This is a genomic window from Buchnera aphidicola (Diuraphis noxia), from assembly GCF_001700895.1.
GTDB classification, from domain to species: Bacteria; Pseudomonadota; Gammaproteobacteria; order Enterobacterales; family Enterobacteriaceae; genus Buchnera; species Buchnera aphidicola_D.
In genome coordinates, this window is sequence record NZ_CP013259.1 from 329,931 (window position 1) to 353,073 (window position 23,143).

The 23,143-nt window shown below is 25.2% G+C and carries 19 protein-coding genes and 1 pseudogene; 11 read left to right on the forward strand and 9 right to left on the reverse strand.

Annotated features, from left to right (window positions below):
• Nucleotides 1–95: 95 nt before the first annotated feature.
• From phrB to ATN01_RS01545, 7 genes are all read left to right on the forward strand, one after another.
• The gene (gene phrB / locus ATN01_RS01515) at nt 96–1,529 is read left to right on the forward strand and encodes a deoxyribodipyrimidine photo-lyase (RefSeq protein WP_075433334.1); all 1,434 of its coding nucleotides are present in this window, start codon (nt 96–98) and stop codon (nt 1,527–1,529) included.
• Nucleotides 1,530–1,541: 12 nt separating this feature from the next.
• The gene (locus ATN01_RS01520) at nt 1,542–2,282 is read left to right on the forward strand and encodes a Nif3-like dinuclear metal center hexameric protein (protein WP_075433335.1); all 741 of its coding nucleotides are present in this window, start codon (nt 1,542–1,544) and stop codon (nt 2,280–2,282) included.
• Nucleotides 2,283–2,343: 61 nt separating this feature from the next.
• A complete protein-coding gene (locus ATN01_RS01525; protein ID WP_075433336.1) occupies nt 2,344–5,073 on the forward strand; it encodes a 2-oxoglutarate dehydrogenase E1 component in 2,730 nt (909 codons plus the stop codon).
• A gap of 17 nt (nt 5,074–5,090) precedes the next feature.
• On the forward strand, nt 5,091–6,329 hold the full coding sequence (sucB, locus tag ATN01_RS01530) for a dihydrolipoyllysine-residue succinyltransferase (RefSeq protein WP_075433337.1): 1,239 nt from the start codon (nt 5,091–5,093) through the stop codon (nt 6,327–6,329).
• A 231-nt stretch (nt 6,330–6,560) separates the two neighbouring features.
• Nucleotides 6,561–7,256 carry a 2,3-diphosphoglycerate-dependent phosphoglycerate mutase gene (gene gpmA, locus ATN01_RS01535; RefSeq protein WP_075433338.1) on the forward strand — a complete coding sequence of 232 codons (696 nt, stop codon included), beginning with the start codon at nt 6,561–6,563 and terminating at the stop codon, nt 7,254–7,256.
• A 213-nt stretch (nt 7,257–7,469) separates the two neighbouring features.
• Nucleotides 7,470–8,432: a 6-phosphofructokinase gene (gene pfkA, locus ATN01_RS01540; protein WP_075433339.1), complete on the forward strand. Its 963-nt coding sequence runs from the start codon at nt 7,470–7,472 to the stop codon at nt 8,430–8,432.
• A 108-nt stretch (nt 8,433–8,540) separates the two neighbouring features.
• The gene (locus ATN01_RS01545) at nt 8,541–9,299 is read left to right on the forward strand and encodes an MIP/aquaporin family protein (protein WP_075433340.1); all 759 of its coding nucleotides are present in this window, start codon (nt 8,541–8,543) and stop codon (nt 9,297–9,299) included.
• A gap of 22 nt (nt 9,300–9,321) precedes the next feature.
• Here ATN01_RS01545 and tpiA read toward each other — a convergent pair whose 3' ends face one another.
• The 7 genes from tpiA to serS form a co-directional block, all read right to left on the reverse strand.
• Nucleotides 9,322–10,092 carry a triose-phosphate isomerase gene (tpiA, locus tag ATN01_RS01550; protein WP_075433341.1) on the reverse strand — a complete coding sequence of 257 codons (771 nt, stop codon included), beginning with the start codon at nt 10,090–10,092 and terminating at the stop codon, nt 9,322–9,324.
• A gap of 97 nt (nt 10,093–10,189) precedes the next feature.
• Nucleotides 10,190–10,474, reverse strand: coding sequence for an integration host factor subunit beta (locus ATN01_RS01555; protein ID WP_075433342.1), 285 nt, complete (start codon nt 10,472–10,474; stop codon nt 10,190–10,192).
• A gap of 76 nt (nt 10,475–10,550) precedes the next feature.
• On the reverse strand, nt 10,551–12,227 hold the full coding sequence (rpsA, locus tag ATN01_RS01560; protein WP_075433343.1) for a 30S ribosomal protein S1: 1,677 nt from the start codon (nt 12,225–12,227) through the stop codon (nt 10,551–10,553).
• Between the two features lie 119 nt (nt 12,228–12,346).
• Complete coding sequence (gene cmk, locus ATN01_RS01565) at nt 12,347–12,997, reverse strand: (d)CMP kinase (RefSeq protein ID WP_075433344.1); 651 nt, start codon at nt 12,995–12,997, stop codon at nt 12,347–12,349.
• Nucleotides 12,998–13,047: 50 nt separating this feature from the next.
• Nucleotides 13,048–14,334 (reverse strand): 3-phosphoshikimate 1-carboxyvinyltransferase, encoded by a 1,287-nt coding sequence (gene aroA / locus ATN01_RS01570; protein ID WP_075433345.1) that lies wholly within the window; start codon nt 14,332–14,334, stop codon nt 13,048–13,050.
• 71 nt (nt 14,335–14,405) lie between these two features.
• Complete coding sequence (gene serC / locus ATN01_RS01575; RefSeq protein WP_075433346.1) at nt 14,406–15,491, reverse strand: 3-phosphoserine/phosphohydroxythreonine transaminase; 1,086 nt, start codon at nt 15,489–15,491, stop codon at nt 14,406–14,408.
• A gap of 33 nt (nt 15,492–15,524) precedes the next feature.
• Complete coding sequence (serS, locus tag ATN01_RS01580) at nt 15,525–16,793, reverse strand: serine--tRNA ligase (RefSeq protein WP_075433347.1); 1,269 nt, start codon at nt 16,791–16,793, stop codon at nt 15,525–15,527.
• A 250-nt stretch (nt 16,794–17,043) separates the two neighbouring features.
• Between serS and trxB the strand changes: the two genes are divergently transcribed.
• The 3 genes from trxB (at nt 17,044) to aspS (ending at nt 20,217) form a co-directional block, all read left to right on the forward strand.
• A complete protein-coding gene (gene trxB / locus ATN01_RS01585; RefSeq protein ID WP_075433348.1) occupies nt 17,044–18,006 on the forward strand; it encodes a thioredoxin-disulfide reductase in 963 nt (320 codons plus the stop codon).
• A gap of 128 nt (nt 18,007–18,134) precedes the next feature.
• On the forward strand, nt 18,135–18,353 hold the full coding sequence (gene infA, locus ATN01_RS01590) for a translation initiation factor IF-1 (protein ID WP_075433349.1): 219 nt from the start codon (nt 18,135–18,137) through the stop codon (nt 18,351–18,353).
• A 94-nt stretch (nt 18,354–18,447) separates the two neighbouring features.
• Nucleotides 18,448–20,217, forward strand: coding sequence for an aspartate--tRNA ligase (aspS, locus tag ATN01_RS01595; protein WP_075433350.1), 1,770 nt, complete (start codon nt 18,448–18,450; stop codon nt 20,215–20,217).
• Here aspS and znuB read toward each other — a convergent pair.
• Entirely contained in the window at nt 20,209–21,024 is an 816-nt protein-coding gene (gene znuB, locus ATN01_RS01600) for a zinc ABC transporter permease subunit ZnuB (protein WP_075433351.1), read from the reverse strand. The two genes, aspS and znuB, sit on opposite strands and share 9 nt — an antisense overlap.
• A gap of 28 nt (nt 21,025–21,052) precedes the next feature.
• The gene (gene znuC, locus ATN01_RS01605) at nt 21,053–21,772 is read right to left on the reverse strand and encodes a zinc ABC transporter ATP-binding protein ZnuC (protein ID WP_075433352.1); all 720 of its coding nucleotides are present in this window, start codon (nt 21,770–21,772) and stop codon (nt 21,053–21,055) included.
• A gap of 1,131 nt (nt 21,773–22,903) precedes the next feature.
• Here znuC and ATN01_RS03210 point away from each other — a divergent pair.
• Nucleotides 22,904–23,128: pseudogene (locus tag ATN01_RS03210) on the forward strand (peptidoglycan DD-metalloendopeptidase family protein); the annotation flags it as partial.
• Between the last annotated feature and the right edge of the window lie 15 nt (nt 23,129–23,143).

A 23,143-nucleotide genomic window follows, 5' to 3' on the forward strand; every position in this document is an offset into this window, starting at 1 on the left:
AAAATATTTACGAAAAAATGTATGATAAACATATTACATATGTTTGTAACATAAATGTTTTTTAACATACCGTTTGAATTAAAATATAAAAAATTATGCAAAAAAATTTGATTTGGTTTCGCAATGATCTTAGATTATACGATAATATAGCTTTATATGAAGCATGCAAATCTGATGAAGATAAAGTTGTAGGTATATTTATTGCAACCCCACAACAATGGATCAGTCATTCTATATCTATTAGAAAAATATCTTTTATATATCATCATATAATTTCTTTGAAAAAAGCATTATTTAAATTAAATATTATTCTCCATTATCATGAATCAACTGATTTTTTACATTCTATAAAATATTTAATAGATTTTTGTAAAAACCATAAAATCAATAATTTGTTTTATAATTATGAATATGAAATTAATGAACGGAATAGAGATTTATTGGCAAAAAAGAAACTGTCTGAACATAATATATTTATGAAAGGTTTTCATAGTAATCTTTTAATTTCAAATCAATATATCAAAAACAGAAAAAATGCAACATATAAAGTATATTCTTTTTTCAAAAAAGAAATAGTCAAAAATTTATATAAAAATATCCCGCAATGTGTTTCCGTTCCGAAAAAAAGAAAATCTGACAGAGATTGTTTTACGAATTCTTTTTCTTTTAAAAAATTAACTTATCAGTTTAATGAAACAATTTTTCCTGTTGGAGAACAATCAGCTATTAATCGATTAACATATTTTTGTTCTAATAAAATCCAAGAATATTCATCTAAGAGAAATTTTCCTATTTTAAATTATACTAGTATGTTATCTCCATATCTTTCTTCTGGCATCATATCGTCTCGATGTTGTTTAATGATGCTTTTAAAATTAAAAAATAATTCTCTTTTAAATATTATGTCCAATTGCGCTTGGTTTAATCAAATATTATGGCGTGAATTTTATTATCATTTATTAATTGGTTTTCCTATACTTAGTAAATGTCAATCATTAGTAAAATGGGAAAACAACATTGATTGGAATAATAATGTAAAACATTTCCAGTCATGGAAAGAAGGAAATACAGGATATCCTCTAATAGATGCCGGTATGCGTCAATTAAATAAATTAGGTTGGATGCATAATCGATTAAGAATGATTACATCAAGTTTTTTGGTAAAAAATCTTTTAATAAATTGGCGAGAAGGTGAAAAATATTTTATATCTAATTTAATTGACGGTGATCTAGCGCTAAATAATGGGGGATGGCAATGGTCCGCTTCGATTGGCACAGATTCCATGCCATATATACGAAGTTTTAATCCATATCTTCAATCAAAAAAATTTGATAAATCTGGAGATTTTATAAAAAAATTTATTCCAGAATTAAATGTAGTACCAAGAAAATATATTCATCAACCACATGAATGGTCAAAAAAAACAAATTATAAATTAGATTATCCCCATCCTATTATAAATTATGATGATAGTAGAAAAAAATTTTTGCTAGCATTTCATCAAGCACGATTTTACTATAAAAAATAGGTTTGAAAATTAATGAATAATTTTTTTTTAGAAAACATTATTAATAAAAAACTACTTTCTCATCAATACGATGATATAGTCCCCAATGGTTTACAAATTGAAGGTGCTAAAATTATAAAAAAAGTTATTACAGGAGTTACTGCATGTCAAAAATTATTAGATCAATCTTTACTTTATAAAGCTAATGCGATAATAGTACATCATGGTTACTTTTGGAAAAATGAATCACAATATATACATAATATAAAAAGAAATAGATTAAAAACAATACTTTCAAATAATATAAACTTATATAGTTGGCACTTACCTTTAGATATTCATTCTACACTAGGTAATAATGTACAAATTGCTAAAAAATTAAATATTTGTATTAAAGGTAATGTTTTACCTTATGTTTTATGGGGCATTATAAAACAAACAACTGGATTTGAATTTGCAAAAAAAATAGAAAAAATATATAAAAAACGTCCTATATATCTACATGAAAATAGTTCACCATATATTAATCGTATTGCCTGGTGTAGCGGCAAGGGACAAAGTTTTATTAAACAAGCGTATAAATTTGGAATAGATGCTTTTTTAACAGGTGAAATTTCAGAAGACACTATTCATCTCTCTAGAGAATTAGGTATTCATTTTTTTGCCTTAGGACATCATGCCACTGAAAAAGATGGTATTCAATCTTTAGGAAAATGGTTATCTAAAAAACATAATTTAGATGTTACTTTCATTGATATTCATAATCCCGCATAATTTTAAAAATTATAAATTTTTATAACGTTTAACATAAAAAAATTCCTTTAAAAAGAAAAAAATGAATAAAAAAAAAATAGAATATTGGTTACATTCTTCTTGGTTATCTGGAAATAATAAAAATTACATAGAAGAAATATATAAAAATTTTTTAAAAAACCCTCAATCTGTCGATATTTTTTGGCATAATGCATTTTTGAAAATTTCTAAAAAAAAATATTTTTCTAAAGATGAATATAGAAAAGATAAGAGACTTTTACTTATAAAAAAAATAGATGATATAATTAATTCATTTCGTAAGAAAGGCTATAAAATAGCTAATATTGATCCATTAGAATTGAAACAAAAAAAAATAATTCAAGATTTAACACTTGAATTTTATAATCTAAAAAAAACGGAATTGGAACAAAATATCGAAATAAAATTTCAAAACAATTCAAAATTTAAAACAAACATCTTAAATTTATATTCAATTTTATCAAATAAATATTTAAATTCAATTGGTTTTGAATATATGTATATAGATAATGTATTAGAAAAACAATCTATTACTAACTATATTGAATCCTTTTTTCATGAAGATTTATTGACTAATAAAGAAAAAATAAGTTTTTTGAAAAAAATAACTTATGCTGAAACTTTAGAAAAGCACCTTGGAAAAAAATTTCCTGGTAGTAAAAGATTTTCTTTAGAAGGTGCTGAAGTATTAATTCCTATGGTACATGAAGTAATAAAATATGCAAAACAGCATAATATATCTGAAATAATATTAGGCATGGCTCATAGGGGTAGATTAAATGTTTTAGTAAATGTTTTCAATAAAAATCCTAAAATTTTATTTGATGAATTTTCTAATAAAAATATTTTTCAAAAAAACAGCGGAGATGTTAAGTATCATATGGGAGGTATAGCAGAAATTCAAAATCAAAATAAAATAATGTTAAAAATGGCATGTAATCCTTCTCATCTCGAAATAATTAATCCAGTTATTTCAGGAATGGCAAGAGCTTCTATTGATCAATTAAATAATAATAAAGTTTTACCTATTAGTATTCATGGAGATGCTTCTATAATTGGCCAAGGTGTAACTCAAGAGACATTAAATATGTCTCAAACAAAAGGTTATACAGTAGGAGGTACTGTTCATATTGTCATTAACAACCAAATTGGTTTTACTACTTCTGATCCTAAATATCTTCGTTCTACTCAATATTGTACTGATATCGCTAAAATGATTCAAGCACCTATTTTCCATGTTAATGCAGATGATATAGAATCCTCTATTTTTGCTATACAATTAGCTCTATATTTTAGAAATAAATTTAAAAAGGATGTTTTTATAGATCTAGTTTGCTATAGACGACATGGACATAACGAAGTAGATGAACCTTCTGTAACACAGCCTATTATGTATAAAAAAATCAAAAATCATTGTACAGTAAGAGAAATATATTCTAAATTATTAATTGAAAAACAAATAATCACTATAACAGAAACACAAGAAATTATTAAAAAATATTCTGATAAATTAAATACAGGAAAAAATATATTTTCAAAAAATAAAAAAATAGATTTTCAATATGAAAAAAGTAAATTATTTTCAACAAAAACAAAAAAAAGATCTAAAAATATCTCTATAAACAAGTCTTATCTTCAAAGTTTATTTTATTTAATAAATAATATTCCTCAGTCAATCAACATGCATAAAAAAGTTAAAAAAATTTATGAAGAAAGATTAGACATGTCGAAAGAATTAAGATTATTTGATTGGGGGGCAGCAGAGACATTATCTTATGCGACTATTCTTGATCAAGGAATTTCTTGTCGTATTTCTGGAGAAGATGTTAGTAGAGGAACTTTTTTTCATCGTCATGCTTTTATTCATGATCAAATTAATGGATCTATATATGTTCCATTAAATAATATTAAAAAAAAACAAGGACAGTTTTATATTTGGGATTCTGTTTTATCAGAAGAAGCTGTTTTAGCTTTTGAATATGGATATTCTTTGTTTCCATCTAACACATTATGTATTTGGGAAGCTCAATTCGGTGATTTTGTTAATGGAGCACAAATCGTTATTGATCAATTTCTTGTTTCTGGAGAACAAAAATGGAATAAAAAATGTAATTTAATCTTATTTTTACCTCACGGTTATGAAGGACAAGGCCCTGAGCATTCATCTTCTAGAATTGAAAGATTTTTACAACTTTGTGCAGAAGAAAACATCAGAATATTCATTCCTACTATATCTTCACAAATATTTCATCTTTTACGAGAACAAATATTCAATAATATTTATAAACCATCAATTATCTTCACACCGAAATCACTTTTAAGAAATCCACATGCTAGTTGTTCTTTAAACGATTTAGCTTATGGAAAATTTCGAAAAATTATAGATGAAATAGACCAAAATATAAAAAAATCTGTACGTCTTATTTTTTCTGCTGGTAAAATTTATTATGATTTATTACAAAAACGCTCTGATAACAAAATAATAAATATTACTTTAATTCGAATTGAACAATTATATCCATTTCCTAAAAAAGAAATATTAAAGATATTAGAAAACTATCTTTATATAAAAGATTTTATCTGGTGTCAAGAAGAACCTCGTAATCAAGGAAGTTGGTTTTATATTAAAGATAATTTGAAAAATTTATTACCATTGTATGCTTCATTAAAATATATTGGTCGTTTATCTACATCTTCACCTGCAGTTGGTAATATTTCTATTCATAAAACACAACAAGAAAAAATACTTTGTGATGCGTTAAATATCAATTAAAAATAACAGGATAAAGAATGAAACAAATAGATATTCTTGTTCCAGATTTACCAGAATCGATTAATGATGCAACAATTGCAAAATGGCATAAAAAAATAGGAGATGTAGTTAATTTTGATGATAATATCGTAGATATTGAAACAGATAAAGTTATGATAGAAATATCATCACCATGTAACGGGATATTAGAAAAAATTTTAGAAATAGAAGGGAAAATAGTAAAACCTACTCAAGTGATTGGTAAAATACAAGAGTCTAATTTTATTCAAACAGAAAACTCAAAGCATTTTGAGATAAATAAAAAAAATGATTTTTTAGAAAATAAAGAACATTTGATATCAAAAACGGCACAAATAAAAAATTCTTTTGAAACAACAAATAAAAATCTTACACCATCTATGAGACGTTTAACGAGAATACAAAGCAACAACAATATTCTTAATAAATCTATGTACCAAAACAAAGAAATTAGTAATTTAAATGATGTTAAAAACACTGCAAACAAACTAACTACGAACATTTTAAATGAAAATCATTTTTATATACAAAAAAATAATGAGTTTAAAAACAGAGTAAAAATGAGTCGATTGCGGCAAAAAATTGCTGAAAGATTATTATATAGTAAAAATAATACCGCAATGTTAACGACTTTTAATGAAGTAAATATGCAATCAGTAATATTATTACGTAAAAAATATCAAGAAATTTTTGAAAAAACACATGGTGTTCGAATTGGTTTTATGTCGTTTTTTGTTAAAGCTGTAGTTCATGCATTAAAAAAATTTCCAGAAATCAATGCATCTATAGATGAAACAGATATAATTTATTATAAAAATTTTGATATTAGTATAGCTGTATCTACACCTAAGGGATTAATAACACCCGTCTTAAAAAACGCAAATCTTATGTCAATATCAGAAATAGAAAAAAAAATAAAAGAATTTGCTATCAAGGGATCTCAAAATAAAATTAATATAAATGAATTAACAGGAGGTAATTTTACTATTACAAACGGCGGTGTTTTTGGTTCCTTAATGTCAACACCTATTATTAATCCTCCTCAATCAGCTATATTAGGAATGCATGCTATTCAAGATAGAGCAATAGTTGTAAATGGTGCAATTAAAATTCTTCCAATGATGTATTTAGCTTTATCTTATGATCATCGCTTAATAGATGGTAAAGAATCAGTCAGTTTTTTAGTAACTATAAAAAATATATTAGAAGATTTTGATCGTATTCTAATCGATATTTAAATATTTTATTATGTATATTTTAACAGTTCAGTAAATTTATTTTTAATAAACTATACTTTTATTACATAAAATAAATTTTTTTTAAAGAATTAGTCTACTTATAAATATTTTCAATTCAATTGATTTAATTTTAAATTGTCAATATAAAATTTTAATTTGAAAGAATTTATATTAACTTTCAAAAAAACATTTTTTTTGAAATAATACTTTTACATAATGTTAGAGAAAAACATGAAAATTCATAAAATAGTTTTAATTAGACATGGTCAAAGTGAATGGAATGAATTAAATAAATTTACTGGATGGTATGATGCAAATTTAAGTGAAAAAGGAAAAAAAGAAGCAAAATCTGCTGCGATTTTATTAAAGAAAAAAAAATTTTTTTTTAATTATGCATATACATCAATGTTAAAAAGAGCAATATATACGCTAAGATATATTTTAGATGAATTAAATCAACCTTGGTTATCAGTAAAAAAAACTTGGCGTTTAAATGAAAGACATTATGGGGCTTTAGAAGGATTGAATAAAAATGAAGTAAGTCAAAAATACGGAGAAAAAAAAGTAACTTTATGGAGAAGAAGTTTTGATATTACTCCTCCAAAAATTGATGAAACAGACCAACGTTTTCCAAAAAACGATATACGTTACTCTAATTTAAATATACATCAAATACCATTAGGTGAAAGTTTAAAAACAACCGTAAAACGAGTGATTCCTTACTGGAAAAAAATTATTTATCCCAAGTTAAAAGAAAATAAAAAAATACTTATTGTGGCTCATGGAAACTCTTTACGAGCTTTAATACAATTTTTAAACAAAATCGATAATAAAGAAATTTTAAATTTAGATATTCCAACTGGAACACCTATTGTTTTTGATTTTAATGAACATTATATGCCTATTAAATGGTATTACTTGAAATAATATTCATTATTGAAAAAATATATTTTCAAATCCTATAAACTTCCATATTAATCTTATATAAATACATTAAAAATAAGAATTAATTGTATCATACAATATAAATATATATTCATAATATGATTGCATCTCACAAAACATTTATTAACAATAAATATCAAACTGAATAAAATATAAAAAATATTTTATTTTTGGAAGTAAAAAAAAGAGGTTTTGATGGTTAAAAAAATTGGAGTCTTAACCAGTGGCGGAGATGCTCCAGGGATGAATGCTGCAATTAGAGGTGTTGTAAGAACGGCTCTGAGCGAAAAATTAGAAGTTTTTGGGATTTACGATGGATATTTAGGTTTATATGAAAATCGTATGATAAATCTAGATAGATATAGTGTTTCTGATATGATCAATAGAGGAGGAACCTTTCTCGGATCAGCCAGATTTTCTGATTTTTGTAAAAAAAATATACGCTCTATTGCAATTAAAAATATACAGAAAAAACATATTGATGCTCTTGTTGTCATTGGTGGTGATGGATCTTACATAGGAGCTATGAAATTAACAGAAATGGGAATTCCATGTATTACCATTCCAGGAACTATAGATAATGACGTTTCAGGAACTGATTATACAATAGGATATTTTACAGCTTTACAAACAGTTGTAGAAGCTATTGATCGCTTAAGAGATACTTCAACTTCTCACCAACGAATTTCTATTGTAGAAGTAATGGGCCGATATTGTGGTGATTTAACATTAGCAGCAGCTATTGCTGGTGGATGTGAATTTATCGTTTTACCAGAAATTCTCTACACACAAGAAGAATTAGTTAAGGAAATAAAAGCTGGTATCAAAAAAGGTAAAAAACATGCTATTGTCGCGATAACAGAATATATTTGTGATGTAGAAAGACTAGCTAGATATATTGAACAAAAAACTAATCGAGAAACTAGAGCAACAATTCTAGGACATATTCAAAGAGGTGGAGCACCAGTTGCGTATGATCGTATTTTAGCATCGCGAATGGGGGCTTATGCAGTAGAATTACTGATCCAAGGTCATTCTGGAAAATGCGTTGGAGTCAAAAATGAAAAAATGGTATTTAATGATATAAAAGATGCGTTAAAAAATATGAAACGTACTTTTAAAAAAGATTGGTTAATTACTGCTAAAAAGTTATACTAATATAAACATCAGTGCCGGTATTTCCGGCGCTTGTATTTCTTCGTGTTATCTATTTTTTTCGGTAAAAGTATACAGGCCTTTAAAAATGAATTGTTATAAAAAAAAAATATCATAAAACAATGTATTGTTGAATTTTTTGGAACAGGTTTAATAACATTTTTTGGAACAAGTTCTATAGCAGCTTCAAAATTAACAAATGTTCATTTGAATCAATTCGAAATAAGTTGTATTTTGGGTTTAAGTGTGTCTATATCAATTTACCTTAGTCATACCATATCTGGTGCTCATTTAAATCCAGCAATTACTATTTTTTTTTGGTTGTCTTCTAAATTTAATAAAAAAAAAGTGATTCCATATATAATATCTCAAATTTTTGGGGCTTTTATTTTTACAATGTTAATATATTATCTTTATTATAATATATTAATCTCGTTTGAGGAAAAAAATAATATTATTAGAGGTTCACAAGAAAGTGTTTCTTTAGCATCTATTTTTTGTATTTATCCTAAATATAATAATAGTTTTATTTATAATTCTATAATTGAAATATTTACAACTGCATTTTTTATAATAATTTTATTAGAATTTAATAATAAAAAAAATAATTACTTACTATCTTATAGTTCTATATCTCCTATTTTAATTGGAATACTAGTTTTCATAATCAATATAACTATAAGCCCTTTAAGTAATGTGAGTTTAAATCCAGCTCGAGATTTAGGTCCTAAAATATTTTTAAGTCTTACTGGATGGGGGTTATTATCTTTTACTGGAGGCAATAGTTTTTCATATTGTTTAATTCCTGTTTTAGGCCCTATTTTAGGTGCCATTTTAGGTGGTTGGATGCATAAAATACTAAATTTATAATTATTTTATGAATTAATAAATTTTATTCATTTGTAAAATAAGAAATACACATGGCTATAATTTTTAAAAATTCTTGAACATTTAAAGAAGCATTGCCAACTAAAAAACCATCTATATCTGGCTGTATAATAAAATCTTTTATATTTAAAGAATTAACAGAACCACCATACTGAATAGTGATATTTTTACTTAAAACATCATGTTTTTCAATATAATTTCTAATAAATTGATGTATATTTTGTACATATTTTGGATCAGCAGAAATACCTGTTCCAATAGCCCATATGGGTTCATATGCAATAACTGTGTTTCTAAAAGCTAATTCTCCTAATGTTTTAAATATGCAATCTAGTTGTTCCTTCAGCACTTTTTGCGTTTGATTTTTTCTTTTTTCTTGTTCTGTTTCACCTATACATAATATAGGTATTAAATTATAGTTTTTAACTAAAAGAAATTTTTTTGCTATATAATTATTAGTTTCGTTATGAAAAGATCGTCTTTCGGAATGTCCGATAATAACATATTTCACACCTATTTCTTTTAACATTAAAACAGAAATTTCACCAGTAAATGCTCCTTTTAAATTAATATCTACATTTTGTGCTCCAAGAAAAATATTCATTTTGTTTACAACATGAGACATTCGTTCTAAATATACAAAAGGAGGAACAATAACAATTGTATTATCTTTTAAATTATTCGGTAAATTAAATTTTAAAAAATCCAAATAATTAGAGATTAATTCAATATTTCCGTTTAATTTCCAATTTGCTACAATTAATTTATTTCTCATTTTTTTACCTACATAATTTTAATTTTCTATAGAAACTAAGTTTTTTGATCAAAACCTATAAAAATACTTAGTTTCTATTCTAAATTCTTAAAATATATTATTTATATGTATTAGTTCTATTTCGTAATTGTTTACCTGGTTTAAAATAAGGGATATTTTTAGCATTTAATTGTATTGTTTTTCCAGTTTTAGGATTTCGACCTAATCGAGAGGAACGGTAGTGCAAAGAAAAGGTACCAAAACCTCTTATTTCAATTCTTCGTCCCTTTTCTAAAGATATTGTCATATGTTCTAATATTTCTTTTATGGCATGTCTTATAATTTTATTTGAAATATGAATTTTTTTTTTACTAATTCTTTCAAATAATTCTGACTTCGTCATACATCCTCAGTATTTATAGGTCTAAAAGACTAAATTTTTTATTTTAAAATAAGTGTTTTATTGTAATAAAAAGTTTTTATTCTGTGTTTTTAGCGGCTTTAAAAGCTTCTTTCATTACATTAGAAAATATGTCATTATTTTCTTTTTTATTAGATATTTTAGTTATCTCTTTTTTTTCATTTTCGTCTAAAAAGTGAGTTAAAAGATAAATTATTCTATTTTTACGATCAAAACTAGATAATTTTACTAAAATTTTATCATCAATTTTTAATTTATTTACTAAATCTTCATATTCTAAACGAGATGTATCTAGAAATTTTATAACACCTTCTACATTTTCTGACAATTTTATGATGATATTTTTTTTATCAATAGATTTAACTATTCCAGTAATAATTTCATTTTTTTTGTGTTTAGAAATATATGTAATAAAAGGATCTTCTTGTAATTGTTTAATTCCTAATGATATACGCTCTCTTTCAGCGTCCACTTGAAGAACAACAGCTGAAATTTCATCACTTTTTTTATATTTTTTGACTGCTTCTTCACCAGACATACTCCAAGAAATATCAGATAGATGTACTAATCCATCAATTCCACCATTTAAACCGATAAAAATACCAAAATCTGTAATAGATTTTATTTTTCCGAAAACATGTGTTCCTCTTTTATGAGTTTCAGAAAATTCTTTCCACGGGTTTACTTTACATTGTTTTAAACCAAGAGAAATACGTCTACGATCTTCATCAATATCTAATACCATAACTTCCACTGTATTATTTACAGCAACAACTTTAGATGGATGAATATTTTTGTTAGTCCAATCCATTTCAGAGACATGTACTAAACCTTCCACTCCTTCTTGAATTTCCACAAAACAACCATAATCTGTTAAATTTGTGACACGTCCATTTAGTTTAGTACCTTCTGGATAACGTTTAGAAATTTCTATCCATGGATCTTTACCTAATTGCTTTAATCCTAATGATACCCGAGTTCTTTCTCTGTCAAATTTTAAAATTTTTACGTTAATTTCATCGCCTATATTGACAATTTCATTTGGGTGTTTAACTCTTTTCCACGCCATATCAGTAATATGTAAAAGACCATCTACACCTCCTAAATCTACAAATGCACCATAATCTGTTAAATTTTTAACAATACCTTTAATATGTATTCCTTCTTGTAAACTTTCTAAAAGTTGATTTCTTTCAGCACTGTTTTCTGATTCAATTACAGCTCGGCGTGAAACAACAACATTATTACGTTTTTGATCTAATTTGATGACTTTAAATTCTAATTCTTTACCTTCAATATGAATTGTTTCTCGAATTGGACGAATATCTACTAATGAACCTGGTAAAAAGGCACGTATATCATTTAATTCAACTGTAAAACCGCCTTTTACCTTCCCATTAATAATACCAATAACTGTTTCCGAATTTGCATGAGCTTTTTCTAATACTAACCATGCTTCATGGCGTTTTGCTTTTTCACGAGATAATAGTGTTTCACCAAATCCATCTTCAATAGCATCTAAAGCTACATCAACCTCATCACCCACATGAACATCTATTAATCCTTGTGGGTTTTTAAATTGTTCAATAGGAATAGCAGATTCAGATTTTAATCCGGCATCTACTAAAACAATATCTTTTTCTATAGAAATGATAGTTCCTCGGATAATTGACCCTGGACGAGTTTTGATTTCTTTTAAAGATTCTTCAAATAATTGAGCGAATGATTCATTCATAATTGATAATTTTTAAAAATATTTTTTAAATGTTCATTTTAACATCATGTTGAAATGAGCTTGTTTTATATATCTTATAATAATCCTTATTAAAGAGTGTAATATTTTAATTAATCTTTTTATATTTTTACGATTTTGATGATATGTTCCATAAAAATTGAAATTAATTGTGATAAACTCATATTAGTAGAATCTAATATTATAGCATTTTTTGGCACGCATAAAGGAGAAAATAAACGATTTCGATCGCATTTATCACGATAATTCATTTGAACAGATAATTTTTTAAAGTTTATATAGCAATTATTTTTTTTTAATTCTAACATTCTTCTATTGACGCGTACTCGTAAATTAGCATCTAAAAAAAATTTTATTATGGCGTCTGGGAAAACCATACTACCCATGTCACGTCCTTCTGCTACTAAACCGGGATAAACGCGAAATACTCTTTGTTTTTTTAACAATATTTTTCTAATTTTCGGAAAAGATGCTAATTGAGAAGCAATGTTGCTAATTTTTTCAGATTTTATGAATTCATTGTTATGTCGTAAATTTTTTTTTAATAAAATATCTAAATGTTTCATCAATGGAATGATATTATCTTCTAATATAGTAATATTTTTACTGACAATTAAATATGCTAGTAATCGATAAATTTTACCTGATTCTAAAATAGACCATTTTAATTTATTAGCTATTATTTTAGATATCGTTGTTTTACCTACACCACTAGGACCATCGATAGTAATTACAGGAATTATGTTATTCATTAAACTATATTTTAAAAGAACATGTTAGTTAAAAGTATTCTCGAGAAATTTTATACAGTTTTACTTATAGATAAAAATTTTTTAAAATAAGAGGGAAAAGTTTTTGAAGTACAACTAGGATTTATAATATTTACAGCAGTTCCAGATAAACATATCAATGAAAAACACATAGCTATACGATGATCGTTATAAGTTTCAATATTAGAATACTTAAAACGAACAGGTGGTGTAATAGATAAAAAATCTTCACCTTCTTGTACTATAGCTCCAATTTTTTTTAATTCTATAGTCATCGCAGTCAAACGATCAGTTTCTTTTACTCTCCAATTATATATATTCCTAATAGTTGTAGTTCCCTTAGCAAATAATGCTACGATTGCAATCGTCATTGCAGAATCAGGAATGTGATTCATATCTAAATCTATTGCATATAATTTATTTCGAGTACAACTAATAAAATTATCACCCCAATTAATAATTGCACCCATTTTTTCTAAGATATCTGCAAAACGTATATCACCTTGTATACTGTTTTTATCTATACCAATAACTTTGACAGAACCACCTCTGATTGCAGAAGCTGCTAAAAAATATGACGCTGATGAAGCATCTCCTTCAATTGTATAATTTCCTGGTGTTTTATATTGTTGTTGTCCTTTTATATAAAAAACATTATAAGAATCATGTTCAATATTTACTGAAAAAGATTTAATTAAATTAAGTGTAATATCTATATAAGGCTGAGATACTAAACTACCTTTGATAAAAATCGTCGTATCTTTTAAAGCTAGTGGAGCACTAATTAATAAAGAAGTTAAGAATTGACTAGAAATATTTCCATTTAAAACAATACTCCCACCAATAAATCCACCTTGTGTTCGTATTGGAGGATATCCAATATTTTGTTTATATTCTATAAGAGCACCTCCCTGTTTTAAAGCATTAACAAGATCTTGTATTGGTCTTTCATGCATTCTTTCATCTCCACTTAGTAAAACATCATTTTTATATAAAGACAAAGCAGATAAAAGTGGACGCATAGCAGTTCCTGCATTACCTAAAAATAATTTCATAGGTGTTTTTAGTTGAAAAAATGTACCAATACCCTTGATACAGCATGTTTTTTTATCATCCGATAGATGATAATTAATTCCTAACTGTTTAAGAGCGTTTAACATATATTCAGTATCGTGACTACTTAACAAATTATGCAAATATGTCGTGCCTTTAGCCATTGCAGAAATCAGTAGAACTCTGTTAGAAATACTTTTTGAGCCTGGTAAATAAACCGTTCCATCTATATAAGATATTGGTTTTAAATAAAGAGAATTTTGCATAATGAATATACACTCAATTAAATTAAAATAAAAACAAAAAATATGATTTCTTAATGATTTTAGAAATAAATTTATCCATATCGATTTTCAAAATATGACATAAATTTTACTAAAGAGATAACACCTTCTAATGGCATAGCGTTGTAAATAGATGCACGCATCCCGCCTACTATACGATGCCCTTTTAAAGCAGTTAAACCTAATTCAGAAGCTTCTTTTAAAAAAATTTCATTTAATTCTGATTTTACTAAATGAAATACAACATTCATTTGTGATCTATGTTTAATATCTACATTATTAATATAAAAATCACTAGTGTTAATCTTTTGATATAATAAATCTGATTTTTTTTGATTTAACTTTTCAATTTCTTTTAAACCACCTTGTTTTTTTAACCATTTAAAAACTAATCCTGATAAATACCAAGAAAACGTCGGCGGTGTATTGAACATAGAATGATGTTCTGATATGTTTTTGTAATCTAAAATAGAAGGTGTTTTTGTAGAAGAATACTCTAACAAATTGTCTCGAATAATAACTATAGTTATACCTGCAGGGCCAATATTTTTTTGAGCTCCTGCATAAATTAAATCAAAATTTTCAATATTAATTGGACGAGATAAAATATAAGATGAAAAATCTCCAATTATTATTTTATTTTTAAAAATTGGTTCTTCATAAATAGATAATCCATCTATCGTTTCATTAGGACAATAATGAATATAAGCTGCATTTTTATTTATATGCCATTGACATATTGGTAAAAGAGAAATTGTATTATTTATTTTTTTACTAATCACTATAGATTTGGGATTGCAATATTTTTTAGCTTCAATAAACGCACAATTTGACCAATATCCACTATTTATATAATCTGCTGTTTTTACATTTCCTAATAAGTTCATAGGAATAGCAGAAAATTGCCCTCTAGCACCACCTTGACAAAATAATACTTTGTACGAATCAGGTATATTTAATAAATCTCTTAAGTCGTTTTCAGCTTCTAAAGCAACTTGGATAAATTCTTTACTACGATGACTAATTTCCATAATAGAAGAACCTGAGTCTTTCCAATTTTGAAGTTCTTTTCTCGCTTGACAAAGCACATCTTTTGGGATCATCGATGGACCTGCGCTAAAATTATAAATGCTTTGCATTATTTCACCAATCATATTGATAAATATTAAAAATTAGTTTATAAATTTTAAACCTTTCATGTATTTCTTTTGAAGAATTTTAGGAATTTCTACACGACCATCAGATTTTTGATAATTTTCTAATATAGCAGCTAATGTTCTTCCTATTGCTAAAGCAGAGCCATTTAAGGTGTGTACAAAAATATTTTTTTTATTAGATTTTTTACGATAACGAGTTTTTGTACGACGTGCTTGAAAATCAGTCATATTAGAACAAGAAGAAATTTCTATATATTTTTTTTGAGAAGGAAACCAAACTTCTAAATCATAAGTTTTAGCTGAAGAAAAACCCATATCTCCAGAACATAACAGTATTTTTCTATATGGTAAATCTAACAGTTGTAAAACTGTCTCAGCGTGATTTGTTAATTGTTCTAAAACTTCTATAGATTTTTCTGGTTGAACAATTTGAACTAATTCTACTTTGTCAAATTGATGTAATCGAATAAGTCCTTTTACATCGCGTCCGTAAGAAGATGATTCTGATCGAAAGCAAGGAGTATGTGCTACTAACATAATAGGTAAATGTATTTCATCAATAATTTGATTAAAAAATAAATTAGTTAATGGCACTTCTCCTGTAGGGATTAAAATATAACTATTTTTATCCATTAAATTGATATGAAATAAATCATTACTAAACTTAGGTAATTGCCCCGTTCCATACAACGCTTGAGGACGAACTAAATAAGGTACATAAGTTTCTTGATAGCCATGTTTTGAAATATGCAAATCTAACATAAATTGACTTAACGCACGATGTAATAATGCCATCTGGCCTTTCATTACAACGAATCTTGATCCTGATATTTTAGCTGACGATTGCCAATCTAACTCATTAAATTTTTTTCCTATTTCTACATGATCTTTAATTTCAAAATTATATTTCCTTTTTTGACCCCAACATTTTATTTCTTGATTATCTAGAGATATGTTTCCTTCGGGAACATCATCAAACGGAATATTAGGTAAATACATGTAAAAATTATGCATTTTTTCTTTTAAAACACTAAGTTCATTTTTTAAATGATTTAAATTATTATTTAATTTCACAATTTGATTTTTTAAATCTTTGCTTTTTCGATCTTTGAAAATATTTGATAATGTATTACGTGTATTTTGTAATTTTTCAGTTTCAATTTGTAGGATTTTACGTTTTTCTTCCATCATAGATATTTTATTTATATCTAATTTATAATTTTTTTTTAGTAATTTTTCTGCTATTAAATTTAAATTATTTCTTAATAAAGAAGGATCTAACATAATATGTTTTATTTATTTAAATTATTAATAAATACTATTTTACAATAAAAATTGAAAAATTTGTAATTTAATGAAGAGTATTGCTTTTTTTAATTGATATTAAAAAATTTTTTATAATTTGTATTAAAATATTTATTTTTGTAAAATTTATACACATGTTAAAATATATTCTATATTCTGCAAAATATAATAAAAAATATATTTGTATATTTTATAAATAGTTAAAAATATTTTTTACGAGATATTAAATATGAAAAATGTCAAACAAACGAAATTGATAATTTTAGGTTCTGGACCAGCAGGTTATACCGCTGCTATATATGCTTCGAGAGCAAATTTAAATCCTGTTTTAATCACAGGAAAAAATAAAGGAGGTCAATTAATGAATACTAATGAAATTGAAAATTGGCCCGGAGATGCTAATACAATTTCTGGTTTGGAATTAATGAATCGTATGTGTCAACATACTATTAAATTTAATACTGAAATTATATCTGATAACATAAATTCAGTAAATTTTAAAAAAAAACCATTTTCTTTGATAGGAGATAATAATGAATATACTGCAGATTCAGTGATTATTGCAACTGGAGCAAATCCTCGTTATTTAGGATTAGAATCAGAAAAAAAATTTAAAGGAAAAGGAGTTTCAACATGTGCTATATGCGACGGGTTTTTCTATAAAAACAAAGAAGTTGCAGTAGTAGGAGGAGGGAATACAGCAATAGAAGAAGTATTATATTTATCAAATTTTGTCAAAAAAGTTTATTTAATTCATCGTGGTACTGATTTTAAAGCTGAAAAAATTTTAGTTAGTCGTTTACAAAAAAAAATAAAAAATAATACAGTGATATTACATTTAAAATCAACAATAAAAAATATTCTAGGCAACAATTGTGGAGTTACTAACTTAGAAATTATCAAGGAACATTCTATAAAAGAAAAACAATATCTGAATCTCCAAATTTCTGGTTTATTTATTGCGATTGGTTACACTCCTAATACTAATATTTTTTTAAACCAACTAAAAATGGAAAATGGTTATATTAAAGTATCATATGGCGAACATGGTAATTATACTCAAACAAGTGTTCCTGGTGTTTTTGCCGCAGGTGATGTAATAGACCATGTATATAAACAAGCAATTACGTCTTCTGCCAGTGGTTGTATGGCGGCATTAGATAGCGAACGTTATCTAAGTAAAAACTCTTGAGAGTTTTAAAAAAACTAGAAAATATTAACATGCTTAAAACAGACTAGTCAATATGATCAGTATCTGATACTATGATATAGTACACATTTTATGTGCTTTTTAAACATATCGGTATTAAAGAGAAAAACATGACTAAAGAAGAAAACATTGAAATGCAAGGAATAGTAATAGATACTTTACCAAATACGATGTTTCGTGTTGAATTGGAAAATAAACATATTATTATTGCACATATTTCAGGCAAAATGAGGAAAAATTATATTCGAATACTCACAGGTGATAAAGTTACTGTTGAGTTAACACCATATGATTTAACTAAAGGAAGAATTATTTTTAGGAGTCGTTAAAAAAATTAATTTCTATATTTAAAAATTAATAATTAACTAGATAATTTTTAAAGATATAATCAATTTTTTAAAAAAAAATAGTCAAAGAGAGTTTATGCGTACTAAATATTGTGGAAAACTAAGAATATTTGATTTAAATAAAATAGTTAAATTGTGCGGATGGGTACATAAGATAAGAAATTTTGGTCCATTTATTTTTATGGATATGAGAGACTATACTGGTCTAATACAAGTATTTTTTGAATCAAAAAATAATGTTGTTTTTAAAAAAGCTATAACTTTACGAAATGAATTTTGTATTCAAATTGTTGGAGTAGTGAAAAAAAGGGACACAAAAAATCAAAATTTTAAAATTAATACTGGAGAAATAGAAATTTTAGCACATAATTTAACTATTTTAAATACTTCAAAGCCATTACCATTAGATTATCTAAATGATAATCAAAATGATGATCTAAGATTAAAATACAGGTATTTAGATTTACGTCGATTTGATATTTTAGAAAATCTTAAAGTCAGAAGTAAAATTAATTCTTTAATACGAAATTTTATGACAAAAAAAAATTTCTTAGAAATTGAAACTCCATTTCTTACAAAATCAACACCTGAAGGTGCTAGAGATTATTTAGTACCAAGTCGCAATCATCATGGAAAATTCTATGCCTTACCACAATCTCCTCAATTATTTAAACAATTATTAATGATTGCTGGAATTGATAAATATTATCAAATAGTAAAATGTTTTCGTGACGAAGATTTACGAGCAGATCGACAACCTGAATTTACTCAAATCGATATTGAAATGTCTTTCGTTAATGCAAAAAAAATTCGTAATTTAATAGAAAAATTAATAAAGAATATTTTTTTTAAAATAAAAAATGTTAAATTAAGTAAATTTCCTACGATATCTTTTAATACTTCGATGCAAAAATATGGAACAGATAAACCAGATTTACGCAATCCAATAGAAATTATTGATGTATCTAATATTTTTATGGATAAAAACTCTATGTTTTTTTTTAATATAGATAGTAAAGAAAATAATAAAATAGCATTATTATGTATTCCAGGAGGTGCAAAACTAAGTCGTAAATCTATCGATAATTATAGTCAATACTTAAAAAAGTATCATATCAATAAATTATTTTACATTAAAATCAAAAATTCTTGCAAAGATCAAAAATTTGATAGTTCAATGAAAAAAATTTTAAATAAAAAAATATTTACAAAAATATTAAAAAAAACTAATGCTAAAGATGGAGACATATTGTTTTTAGTGGCCAACAAAGCATTTATTGTTAATAAATCTCTCGGTATGTTACGTTTAAAAGTAGGACATGATTTTAATATTACTAAAAAAAATACTTGGAAACCCTTGTGGATTGTAGATTTTCCTATGTTTAGTAAAGACAAAGATGGACATTTATCTTCGCTTCATCATCCTTTTACTGCTATAAAGGCAAATAATATAAAAAACCTCAAAAACGTACCTCAATCTACTATTTCAGATAGTTATGATTTAATTATAAATGGTTATGAAATTGGTGGAGGATCAGTTCGTATTCACAATTCAAAGATGCAAGAACAGATATTTGATCTAATTGGAATAGATAAATCAGTTCAAAAAGAAAAGTTTTCTTTTTTAATAGAAGCCTTAAAATATGGCGCGCCTCCACATGCAGGAATCGCTTTAGGATTAGATAGAATGGTGATGCTTTTAACTAACAGTAAAAATATTAGAGACGTGATTGCTTTTCCAAAAACAACATCAGCAAGTTGTTTAATGACTGACTCTCCCAGCATATCTAATAATACGTTATTAAAAGAGTTAGGTATAAAAATTATAGAAAAAACATCATCTTGATTTTTTAATGAATTTTTTAAAAAGTGAATGTTTTATATTACTTAATAAAAGAAGTAAAGAAGAACATAAAACTATAGAAGGACTAGCTGGTATATCATAAAAAGCAGAAAAAAATATTCCTCCTGTAACAGATATGATACCTATTAAAATAGAAAAAAACACCATTTTTTCTGGTGATTTAGAAAAATGTTGAGCAGTAACTGGAGGAATGATTAACAACGAAGTAATTAGTAACGCTCCCACGAATTTGATAGCCATAGATATAGTGAAAGCGCTCATAAGCATAATTGTTAAACGAGTATAAAAAATATTTATCCCATCAATTTGTGCTAATTCTTTACTAACTGTCGCTAATAAAATAGAATTCCAACGATAAATTAGAATACTAATTATTATTACAGTGCCTATTATCATAAATATTAAATCAGATTTTTTTACGGCTAATAAATCACCGAATAAGTAATTCGGAATTTCTACTTTCTGGTAATTTTTAGATATTAAACTAATGAAAACGATTCCTAAAGATATTGATGTATGTGACATGATAATTAATATACTGTCTAATGAAGAAGGTGATATTTCTTCTAACCAAGCTAAAAAAATAGAAAGAAAACTAATGAAAAAAAAAACAAAATAAAAAGAACTAATGTTAAAAAGTGTAGATATAGCTAAAGCTAGAAAAGAAGAATGCGATAAAGTATCACCGAAAGATGACATTTTACGCCAAACGATAAATGAACCTAATGGACCAGTTGTCAATACTAGTATAATGCCGGCTAACCATGCTGGAAAAATTAATTCAAACATAACAATCACTCTGTTAATTAAATATTTTTTAAAAATTATGAATATGATTATGATTATGATGATAAACAGCAAAATCTCTTACATGTTTTACACCAAAGATAGAATTAAATTCTAAATTTTTACAAACAATTTCTGGTGTACCAGAACAACAAATATGATTGTTTAAACAAATAACATCATCAGTCTGAGCCATGACAAAATTTAAGTCATGAGAAACCATTAGAACAGAACATTGTAATTTATATTTGATTTGATTAATTAATTCATATAAAGCAGATTGTCCAATTACATCCACTCCTTGTGTAGGTTCGTCTAAAACAAGTAAGTTAGGATTATTTAACAAAGCTTTAGCTAAAAGAATTCTTTGCATTTCTCCGCCTGACAAAGTTTTTAATTGACGTTTTTTAAGATATTCTACTTTAACTTTTTTTAAGATTTTTAATATTGTTATTGTGTTATTAGTTGATTGGGATAACTTCATAAATCTTTCGACTGTAATAGGCAGTAAATTATTAAAATATAGTTTTTGAGGTACATAACCTATAGATAAATTATTGGAACGAATAATTTTTCCTGAATTAGGTTTTATTAAACCTAAAATAACACGCACTAAAGTAGATTTTCCAGCTCCATTCGGTCCAATCAAGGTAAGAATACGATTAGGAATTAATGACAATGAAATATTGGAAAGAATTGAACGATTAGAAAAATTGACATAGACATTGCTTAATTTAATAAATTCTAACATGTTATTAAGAAATTTTTTATAAAAAATTACAATATTATAAAGGATATTTTTAAATATTCAAACAAATATTAAAATTAAGAAAACATTTTTAATATTGAGATAAAATTACTTCTAATTTTAAATGAATACATAAATTTTTTATTTTTCTTTTTTTATTTCGTTAATCGATTCGCTTCTTCAAATATTTTAAGAAAAAAAATGTAGAAAATTTACTAAATAGTTGTCTTAAATGCTCTATTTAATCAGAATGTTATTCTGATCTTTATTAACATTAAAATAGCATGTATATTATTAAATAATACTCAAATTACAAGAAAAATCAATATAAAAATTTTCTAATAAAAATAATTCAAATCACAGAAATAAAAACTATTTCAACAAAGTTACAAAATATGATCAAAAATTCATAAAAAAAGAAAAAATTTTTAACATTTAAAAAATTAAAGATAAAAAAAGATATATCTCAATTAATTCAAAAAATAGATGACTTTTAAAAAATCTTAAAATAGATCAGTATTTATTTTGGAAATGAAAAAATTAGACAAATTAATCAAATTACTATAGAAAATTATTGACCCAAAAAAATATCTTTTTAAGATTTAATATCTTTGAAAGAAAATAATATTATTATACATAAAGCTATATGTATCAAAAAAATGTATCTCTCTTTAGAGATTCATTACATTCAGGTTTTCATCAATGTAAGGTAAATAAAATTATTCAAGCACTAAAATAGACAGTAAATTATCTTCAATGAAGTATTAGTAGTAGATTTTATGTAATTTTTGAATATAATTTAAAAGATCAAAAAATATATTATTAGGTGTAAAATTAAACAATTCTGGGATAACATATTATTCTGTATGTGCATCTAATAAATATGTTGATGATATTAACGGATATAAAAAAACATATTTATAAATTTTTTATTGTGAAAAAAATATTTTTTTCTTCGAGTTAAATTTAAATTGTATGCATCTTATCACTAATAAGATTGCTGATCATTTAAGATCAGATTGTTCTATATTTCAAGGTGCATTTATTTATTTTAGTAAGTGTGAACGAAAAAATTCTCAGAATACGTTTTGATAAAATAGATAGATTCTATATTGAGCTAAAAAGAAAAAAAATTATATAACTCGATATTTATATCTTCATAAAATTGTAGTTCAAACTAGTGATATAGTAAAAATTAGTCAAAAAATTACTTTATCTAGTAATACTGGTCAAATCACTCAACTACATTTACATTATGCCATTCGGATTAACAAACATGTCATTCATCCTACTAATAAAATCCTTAAATATTCTAGTACATTAATTAAGAAACGAAAAACATATATTTTAAAAAAGTAAAAAAATTTTGCATAT